6 protein-coding genes and 2 pseudogenes are annotated in these 9,248 nt (G+C 41.4%); 2 read left to right on the top strand and 6 right to left on the bottom strand.

From position 1 onward, the window contains the following. Positions 1-60: 60 nt before the first annotated feature. From IEY42_RS21050 to IEY42_RS21040, 3 genes and pseudogenes are all read right to left on the bottom strand, one after another. A pseudogene (locus IEY42_RS21050) lies at positions 61-1,440 on the bottom strand (purine-cytosine permease family protein); the annotation flags it as partial. A gap of 157 nt (positions 1,441-1,597) precedes the next feature. Beyond that, positions 1,598-2,560, bottom strand: a complete 963-nt coding sequence (locus IEY42_RS21045; protein WP_188927159.1) for a sugar-binding transcriptional regulator — start codon at positions 2,558-2,560, stop codon at positions 1,598-1,600. A gap of 22 nt (positions 2,561-2,582) precedes the next feature. After that, a complete protein-coding gene (locus IEY42_RS21040) occupies positions 2,583-3,254 on the bottom strand; it encodes an HAD family hydrolase (protein WP_188927158.1) in 672 nt (223 codons plus the stop codon). A gap of 680 nt (positions 3,255-3,934) precedes the next feature. Between IEY42_RS21040 and adhE the strand changes: the two genes are divergently transcribed. After that, positions 3,935-6,532: a bifunctional acetaldehyde-CoA/alcohol dehydrogenase gene (adhE, locus tag IEY42_RS21035; RefSeq protein ID WP_188927157.1), complete on the top strand. Its 2,598-nt coding sequence runs from the start codon at positions 3,935-3,937 to the stop codon at positions 6,530-6,532. 58 nt (positions 6,533-6,590) lie between these two features. Here the strand turns inward: adhE and IEY42_RS21030 are convergent, their stop codons facing one another. From IEY42_RS21030 to IEY42_RS21020, 3 genes are all read right to left on the bottom strand, one after another. Beyond that, complete coding sequence (locus tag IEY42_RS21030; protein ID WP_188927156.1) at positions 6,591-7,283, bottom strand: aspartate/glutamate racemase family protein; 693 nt, start codon at positions 7,281-7,283, stop codon at positions 6,591-6,593. 214 nt (positions 7,284-7,497) lie between these two features. Then, positions 7,498-7,905, bottom strand: a complete 408-nt coding sequence (locus tag IEY42_RS21025) for a hypothetical protein (protein ID WP_188927155.1) — start codon at positions 7,903-7,905, stop codon at positions 7,498-7,500. A 446-nt stretch (positions 7,906-8,351) separates the two neighbouring features. Beyond that, positions 8,352-8,912 (bottom strand): hypothetical protein, encoded by a 561-nt coding sequence (locus IEY42_RS21020; protein ID WP_188927154.1) that lies wholly within the window; start codon positions 8,910-8,912, stop codon positions 8,352-8,354. Positions 8,913-9,130: 218 nt separating this feature from the next. Between IEY42_RS21020 and IEY42_RS21015 the strand changes: the two are divergent. Then, positions 9,131-9,248 (top strand): annotated as a pseudogene (locus IEY42_RS21015) (IS110 family transposase); the annotation flags it as partial.

Raw genomic sequence — 9,248 nt, 5'->3', positions numbered from 1 at the left:
TCATAAATAAGGCCTTTTTTCTACCTAAAATATAGCGTTATCGCTAAAGATCCTGTCTATGAGCACGGTATAAATGATGATGGTAAATATCCATGTTGGAATAAATAAATAATAAAACGAAATAACATCTAAACTATTTAACCCAAAACCAAAGACTAAAGCCAATGCCCAAGTCGCAATTGCTGGTGTACTTTTAGTTAAATTTTGATACTTAGCCCAATAGCGAGTTAAACCAATTTTAGGGAATAACACATGTTCCGCAAAAACAATCCCGCCCACTGGTACAACTAATAAACCCGCATAAGTTAATAGTGGTAACATTTGAGTAAATACAAATGGGAAACAGGCAATCACAACCGTAACCAGGCCAACGATGGCAGTAGTGCGTTCACGTGATTGATTCACAAAGATAGATTGCGCAGCAAGGCCTGCACGGTACAAGTTAGCATTTGCCGTTGTCCAACCTGCAATGATAATAATCACAAACCCAGAAAACCCTAAAGCATGGTAGGCCACGTCACCCGGATCGAGCTGTGTAATGGTGGTTTTTAATAATACTGCAGTACCTGCACCCATGATGCCTGCAGAAATCCACGCTATGTAGTGACCAAAAAACATCCCTACGCCAGAAAACAAACCATAACTTTTACGCTTAGCAAAACGGAAAATAGCCATGTCGATTAAACCAAAATGGGTAATCGAGTTGGCAGCCCAGGCAAAGCCTATCACTTCAAGTAAGCCAATGCCCTTTTCACCTTCATCATTAAGCCCAGTCCATATTGAACTGTCACCAATGGTCATAAAATCTTGCCAACCACCTAAGGTTGTCGTACCTATTACATGGTTTGATAACGCTGGAAATAGGCTGAATGAGCCGGCAATAAAGATAACAAACAACCAGGGGGCGCAGATTTTAGAAAAGTCAGCAACGGTTGAAAAACCATACATGGCGACCACTACAACGATTGAACCGACGGCCAATACAATCATCACAAACCAAAGACTGTTAGGATACCAATTCAATTGGGCGGGAATATCAAATAAGAAACGAACCGCAGTGGATGACACGGTGATCATCGCGGCGGATATCACCGAGAAAATAACCACGTTAGCCCAGTTATAGAGCTTGGTCATTGAATCGCCGGCAATTTTATTTAAATAGTTATAGAGACTTAAGCGTGTTTCTACTGCAATAGGCGCAGTTAATAACCACCAAGAGCACATGGCTAATAAATTACCAATCAGTAACCCTAATAGAATATCAATGGTTGATGCACCTAAGGCAACAAAAGTGGCACCAATAACAAATTCTGTTGCGGCCACATGCTCCCCAGCATATAAACCCGCAAAATGTTTCCAACCGTGGAGCTTATTTTTGGCAACTGGAAGCTGCTCTTCATTCATTTTGTCAAATGAATGGGAGTGTTGACTTGTTGTCATTATTTTTATATTCCTGTTTTTGCTCAGGTAAATTAATCCCTCACCTAAATACGATGATAAAATTACACAACTTACCTTTTTGACTATTTATTATTTCGTTGCATTAGAAATAATAACCCCATTTGTCTCTTGTTCTTATGTTGTTGTACAACATAAATTATTTAATTTTTTGTAATATTTGTTCAGCTGTATATTCATTGGTGATTAATGAATTAATTAAGCCACCTTTTAATGCTGCATAAATGGCATTTACTTTATGTTGTCCTGCTGCAATACCGTATACCGGTTTGTTAGCATTAATTTGTAACGGTACACTCATCACTAATTCATTGATTGCGTTTTTAATTAATTGCCCTTGCTGGTCATACACCCAACTAATAATTTCACCGGCAGCGTTATCGCTGACTAATTCATTCGCTTTTGCCTGGTCAATAAAGCCATCAATCATTAATGGTGAGTTATCTCCCATTTGACCAACTCCAACAAAAGTTGCATCGGCTTGCTGGGCTAACGCTAAAATACTTTTTACGGGGGTTATCCCATGTAATAGCTGCTTTTCAGCAACCGAATGGGCAATCACCGGCAAAGGCATAGGATAATGTTTAGCCTGTACCCTGTTAGCCATACTCACCACAATATCAAATGCTGAAGCAGATCCATCTGACATCATATTGCCGAGCAACGACACAATTTTATGTTGTGGACATTGCATTGATGGTAACTCATCAATACAGGCCTTAAGTGCCCGACCAGTTCCAAATGCTAGCGTTTTTGGTGTGTCTGATTTTAAATATCGCTCTAACACTGCGGCACTGGTTTGCGCTATGCCATGCGTTGAGCTTTGGTCAGCAGGATCGCTTGGCACGATTTCGCATTCCAGCAAATTAAATTGTAGCTTTAATTGTTCGGCGAGCTCCATACAACGGCTAATTGGATGGTCAAGGCGTACTTTAATCAACCCTTCACTGACTGCCAATGCCACAAGTCGTTGTGCTGATTGTCTTGATACTTCTAACTTTTGTGCAATTTCGTCTTGGGTGTTTTTAGCTACGTAATATAACCATGCCGCTCTTGCTGCATCTTCTAAGCGTGCTAATTCTGAATTAGATTTATTGTCCATTTTATATTTATCCTATTCAGTCTTAACGCATCAATGCGGGCATAATTGCCGAAAAATCATCCCAGTGTTTCAACACTGGTACTTGCGAAAATGCCTGCAACACCGTTTGATTATCTGGGTCCATATGTCCGCCACCCACATAATGTATTACCGGCATATTAGCTGCGACAGCGGCTGTTACACCAAAAAAGCTGTCTTCAATGACTAGGCAGTGCTCTGGTTTGACACCCATGCGCTCTGCTGCATGTAAAAATAAATCAGGTGCAGGTTTACCCCGCTTAACTTCACTTGCTGTAAACACACAACCACTAAACACATCGGTTAACCCAACCACAGACAACGCTTTGGTGGTTCTGGGTAAACTGCTACTTGTCGCAATACAATAAGGGACAGTCAACTGAGCCAATACCTTATTAAAGCCGGCAGTGAGGGTGAGTTGATGCTCAAAAACAGCTAACAGTTGCTCGCGATACTCTAATTCAAATTGTGGCGATAACGTGAGTGACAATAAATCTTCAATTTTTTGAGCCACTGTCGCAAATTTGCAACCTAAAAAATGTTGCTGCACAAATGCCATATCAATCTCAGCACCTAACAGTGCCAATTTATCGATAAGCACATTAGCACTGATCACCTCACTGTCGATCACAACACCATCACAATCAAAAATCACCAGTTGTGTGTGGTTGCTCATAAACCCGCCTTAATGAATAGAGTAAAAACAATGCCCTATAGTACATTGGCTCAGTAATAATTCGAAAATTTTACTGTCGTTCAATCTGGTATGTGCCATCGTTGTGCAAAATAACAACTCACAAGTCCACATCAGCACCTTTACTTAAGCTTTTGCCCTAGGTGTGGGCACATGCCCTCCTGTTGAGCATATTCCCTTTTCTTCATATTGATGTCAATCACATTTCTTTATTTAAATAAGCAAAACAAGCTTTAGCTATTGCTTATTTAGCAACAGCAGTAATAAAATATTATTTAAATTCAATCGTGTAATATTTCAATATTGTTAATTTTTATATACAAACGGCTTGTGACTGTTCGGAAATCACTCAATTTTGAATATAGAACAATCACTACATCGTACTGAATTCGCATAAATCGACTTTATTTCGTTAAATTGAAACGTTTAAATGCACCATTTTTGGACATAATCCATTTTCGTTTTACTTTAATAACCACAAGGGGAAACGTTTGGTTTTAGCTCCAAAAAACTCAAAAACAGGCGCCAGATGTTGTAATAAAATTACATTTATCGACAATATGTGGCCGTTATCACAACAAAACAACACAAATAACTGTAATTTTATTTACAAAGAATATTTTACAAAAATGATTTGTTGAATATTTTTAGAGGAAACCATTATGACAGTCACCAATACTCAAGAGCTTGACCTACTGGTAGAACGCGTTGCCAAGGCGCAGGCCGAATTTGCTAATTTTAGCCAAGAGCAAGTCGATAAAATTTTTAGGGCAGCGGCTTTCGCGGCTGCAGATGAGCGCATCTCTCTTGCCAAAATGGCGGCTACAGAAACAGGCATGGGTGTGCTTGAAGACAAAGTGATTAAAAACCACTTTGCTTCTGAATACATTTATAACAAGTATAAAGATGAAAAAACTTGTGGCATTTTGTCTGAGGACTTAACCTTTGGCACCATTACGATTGCTGAACCGGTCGGAATTATTTGCGGTATTGTGCCCACCACCAACCCAACCTCTACCGCGATTTTTAAAGCGCTTATAAGCTTAAAAACCCGTAACGGTATTATTTTTTCGCCGCACCCAAGAGCAAAAAATTCAACCACAACAGCAGCAAGAATCGTACTCGATGCAGCTGTAGCAGCTGGCGCCCCCAAAGACATTATTGGCTGGATAGATCAACCCAGCGTAGCGTTGTCTAATCAATTAATGACCCATGAAAAAATCAACCTCATTTTAGCCACCGGTGGCCCAGGTATGGTGAAAGCCGCCTACTCTTCTGGCAAACCTGCCATTGGCGTTGGCGCGGGTAACACCCCAATCGTTATTGATGAAACCGCCGACATTAAACGCGCTGTGAGTTCAATTTTAATGTCTAAAACCTTCGACAACGGCGTAGTGTGTGCCTCTGAGCAAGCGGTTATTGTAGTAGAAAGCATCTATAAGCAAGTCAAAGAACGTTTTGCTCATTACGGCGGCTATATATTATCTAAAGCCGAAACCGCTGCAATGCAGAGCGTAATTCTTAAAAATGGTGGCCTAAACGCCGACATCGTTGGCCAGAGCGCAGTCAATATTGCCCTTATGGCAGGTATTACCGTGCCAGGCCACACCAAAGTATTGATTGGTGAAGTGACAGACATTGATGACGTTGAAGCATTCGCCCACGAGAAGTTATCTCCGTTATTGGGTATGTATAAAGCCAAAGACTTTAATGAAGCCATGGATAAAGCTGAAGCATTAGTCACCTTAGGCGGCATTGGCCACACCTCTGGTTTGTATACCGATCAAGACACCCAGGAAGCACGCGTAAAAGCCTTTGGTTTTAGAATGAAAACCGCGCGTATTTTAATTAACACCCCTGCCTCACAAGGCGGCATTGGTGACTTATACAACTTTAAATTAGCGCCATCGTTAACTTTAGGTTGTGGTTCATGGGGCGGTAACTCAATTTCAGAGAACGTTGGCCCAAGTCACTTAATTAACAAAAAAATGGTCGCCAAGAGGGCTGAAAACATGTTGTGGCACAAGCTTCCATCATCAATCTATTTCCGCCGTGGCAGTTTACCGATTGCCCTTGAAGAATTAAGCGACAAAAAACGTGCGCTAATCATTACCGACAAGTTCTTGTTCAATAATGGCTATTGCAACGAAACCTTAAAGATTTTGAAAGCACAAGGGTTAGAAACTGAAGTCTTTTACGAAGTCGAAGCCGACCCAACATTGGCCATTGTCCGTCAGGGCGCTAAAGTGGCTAACAGCTTCCAACCGGATGTGATTATTGCTTTAGGTGGCGGTTCACCTATGGATGCAGCGAAAATCATTTGGGTCATGTACGAGCATCCAGATGTTGATTTTGCTGACTTAGCCTTACGCTTTATGGATATTCGTAAACGTATTTACAAGTTCCCTAAAATGGGCCGAAAAGCCAAAATGGTGGCAATTCCAACCACATCAGGCACCGGCTCAGAAGTCACACCATTTGCGGTAGTAACCGATGAAGTGACCGGTAAAAAGTACCCTATTGCAGACTATGAACTGACACCTAGTATGGCCATTGTTGATCCAAACCTTGTGATGGATATGCCTAAGTCATTAACGGCCTTTGGCGGTATTGACGCGGTAACTCACGCATTAGAAGCCTATGTCAGTGTGATGGCAAACGAGTACAGTGACGGCCAGGCATTGCAAGCACTCGATTTACTGGTGAAATACTTACCAGACGCTTATGAGCTTGGAGCAAAAGCCCCTGTTGCCCGTGAGAAAGTGCATAATGGCGCCACCATTGCTGGTATTGCATTTGCCAACGCATTCCTGGGTGTCTGTCACTCAATGGCGCACAAATTAGGTGCTGAGTTCCACTTAGCACATGGTTTGGCCAATGCGTTATTAATTTCTAACGTTATTCGTTTTAATGCCACAGACATGCCAACCAAGCAAGCGGCGTTCAGCCAATACGACCGCCCTAAAGCATTGTGTCGTTATGCCGCCATTAGTGAACACTTAAAGTTAGGTGGCAAAACAGATGAGCAAAAAGTTGAAAAGCTTATTGAGAAAATCGAAGAGCTTAAGCAGGTCATTGGCATCCCAGCTTCTATTCAAGAAGCCGGTGTCAACGAAGCAGACTTTATCGCAAAACTGGATGAAATTGCAGAAGATGCATTTGATGACCAATGTACTGGTGCTAACCCTCGCTACCCACTCATTAGCGAGATTAAACAAGTGTTATTAGACAGCTTCTATGGCCGCGCTTATAAAGACTAATGTTTATAGTTAAACGGTAATACACAACGCCTTAAGTGCCCCCGCACCTAAGGCGTTTTTATGTTAATGCCATCGATACTGCGCTGTTAGCATGGATTTGAGTGGTGTCATATAGCGGTACTTGAGTGTGTTGTTGCTGCACTAACAAGGCAATTTCAGTGCACCCTAAAATCACCGCTTGCGCGCCTTGAGCAAACAACTTATCGATAATGGTTAGGTAAGCGTCTCGTGATTTTGGGTTAATTTTACCTAAGCATAATTCTTGGTATATCACGTCGTGAATTTGCGTTTGGTCATCAGCATTGGGCACTATCACTTCAATGGGATAATTGTCGCTTATCCTGCGTTTGTAAAAGTCTTGCTCCATAGTAAAGCGAGTACCTAACAAACCGACTTTAGTGATGCCATCGGCCAGTAGTACACTGGCGGTCGCATCGGCAATATGCAATATTGGGATCGCGATTTGCGCCTGTATCTCATCAGCCACTTTGTGCATGGTATTGGTACAAATAAGCACAAAATCAGCACCACCGGCTTCAATCGCCACAGCGGCATCTGCTAATATCTTGGCAGTATCATCCCATAACCCTTGATGTTGTAACGTTTCGATTTCAGCAAAATCAACACTGTATAAACAAATCTTCGCTGAATGCAAACCACCTAAGGCCGCCTTAACCCCCTGGTTAATCGCCTGATAATAGCTTTGCGTCGACTCCCAGCTCATGCCGCCAATCATACCAATGGTTTTCATGCTTATTCCTGTGAAATAAGAAGCAATTAAAGTATGAACACTTATAGCAAAAACTTATTAATGCATCCACAGATAAACGTTACTCTATAGCGACTAAACTTCAGAGTAACGCTGCCGTAGCAATACATTGATTTCAGCTAGCAATTCGATATGTTTTAGCGGCGTCATTCCCAACAGTCATAGCAATCAAGTTTATTAACGAACCATTCGCTCATTAGGACAAATTCAGCCCTTTTAACTTATGGCAAATTGACTGATGACGTTGTTTCAATTGCTCATGATTACTCGCAAAAGCATTATGAGCCTTATGTTGAGTATCGTGATTAACCTGAGCACCATTATGCCCTCCTCGTTCACCCGAGCGTTCATGCGCACCAATTAATTTTTCATGGCGTGCAATCTCAACCTCATGAGTCATGATTTCGTGTTCATGCGCGAAAATTTGCGCTTCATGTTGGTGAATTTCGGCTTCGATGCTGTGCAGGGTAGCGAGCAATTTGCTGTGCTCAATACGCCAGTTTCTATGGTCGGCTTGCCATTGTTGGTGATCTAAGTGGTCATGTTTGTGGTCACTATGGTCGAGCTGGTGATCGTTATAATCATGATTGTGTTTGCTATTCATAATGGACTCCTTCTGGATAAAAAGTCTTTAGCAAGTGCCCTATTAATGTCATACCACCTAACGATAAGCGTAATGATATAAACTGCACGATTATCAGTTAACAGTGCAGTTTTGTTGGCCCCAGTGACCAAAGGGAACGAATGTAGCGCTTTGTGTTAGATTTCGACCTTTATTACCCACCAAAAACTGGTTTATTTTTGTTCCCTACACTACCAATTTCCTCCTAATTTGTTTTGGAGTCAACGTAGATCCGGTATTTCTCTTATTAGTTTTAATGCCCATAGTGGACATCGCTTACAGAGAGGTAGAAATGGTGTATAAAATGATTTTAGCTAGTCATAATGATAGTGTTGCTGCCGAGGAAGGTGAGTCGGTAAGGCATTGTTAATAACAACTTTAATTTTTCCGGTTCAGATGAATTTGATCAAACGTTATTATTTAAAAGATTACTCATCAAGGCCAAACTTTTTCCGAATACGTTTAGCCCATGATGGCCTTTGTATTTTGTAGCTGTATATACTCTCTGGCACAATGATATTTGGGTTGGCTAATACAAGTGCATCAAAAAAAGCACGTCGATCAAATCCACGATAGTTTGAGTACATTAGCTGCCTATGCTCTCCATTTTTGAGCACTATCAGGTTTGAAATAGATTCTTGCCCTGTATGGCTGACTTGCTTCAATTGCGTAATGTCAGAAACCTTGACCTGCCAACTCACATCACCAAAGGTAGGATCAAAATAGGATAAAGTGGTTGGCGTGACACACACCTTAATTTGTTTATTTTCAAACCAGAACCATAAAGCTAATCCCAGCAATATCGCTTCAACAACCCAAATGGCAATATCAACAACATCAAACAGCTGTGTTAACGCATGAGTATCGTTGGTTAACGTTGGCAGATATTTGTGCGCTGCTATGTATAAAAGGAATGCCACGCCAGCATTTAACATCAGTAACAATGCTGACGCACGTTGTTTCCTGGTATAAATGAAGTAAGTTGTCATGTTGACCCTTTATGTGAAGCTAGGTTTTACACTGAGCCAACTAAATTGTCTGTCTTGGTCTGGCCATCTTTAATTACCGTTTGGAAAGGGTAAATAAAGCGTAGTTAAGCGCTCAATATTTAGCCAACAATCTTGGGTGATGAGATGGACGTTCCCTAATACGGCGTCAATGCGCCAAACTGATGTTGAACCAAACAGTTACTTAAGGAGCGTCCACCATGAAAGTTAGCACTATTTCGATTGATTTAGCAAAAAATGTTTTTCAAGTGTTGAGGATGGATAAACACGCCAAGCAAGTGTTCAGCAAGCGCTTAAATCGCGCTCAGTTGAGCGAGT

Origin of the sequence: Shewanella algicola (genome assembly GCF_014648035.1) — a bacterium.
Taxonomy (GTDB): Bacteria; Pseudomonadota; Gammaproteobacteria; order Enterobacterales; family Shewanellaceae; genus Shewanella; species Shewanella algicola.
This window is presented reverse-complemented; position numbering and strand designations above follow the sequence as displayed.

What these genes read in the sequence shown, in the direction of transcription:
- IEY42_RS21020 (WP_188927154.1), bottom strand. Translation starts at nt 8,912, where the DNA reads ATGACAACTTACTTCATTTATACCAGGAAACAACGTGCGTCAGCATTG.
- IEY42_RS21025 (WP_188927155.1), bottom strand. Translation starts at nt 7,905, where the DNA reads ATGAATAGCAAACACAATCATGATTATAACGATCACCAGCTCGACCAT.
- adhE (WP_188927157.1), top strand. Translation starts at nt 3,935, where the DNA reads ATGACAGTCACCAATACTCAAGAGCTTGACCTACTGGTAGAACGCGTT.
- IEY42_RS21045 (WP_188927159.1), bottom strand. Translation starts at nt 2,560, where the DNA reads ATGGACAATAAATCTAATTCAGAATTAGCACGCTTAGAAGATGCAGCA.
- IEY42_RS21040 (WP_188927158.1), bottom strand. Translation starts at nt 3,254, where the DNA reads ATGAGCAACCACACACAACTGGTGATTTTTGATTGTGATGGTGTTGTG.
- IEY42_RS21030 (WP_188927156.1), bottom strand. Translation starts at nt 7,283, where the DNA reads ATGAAAACCATTGGTATGATTGGCGGCATGAGCTGGGAGTCGACGCAA.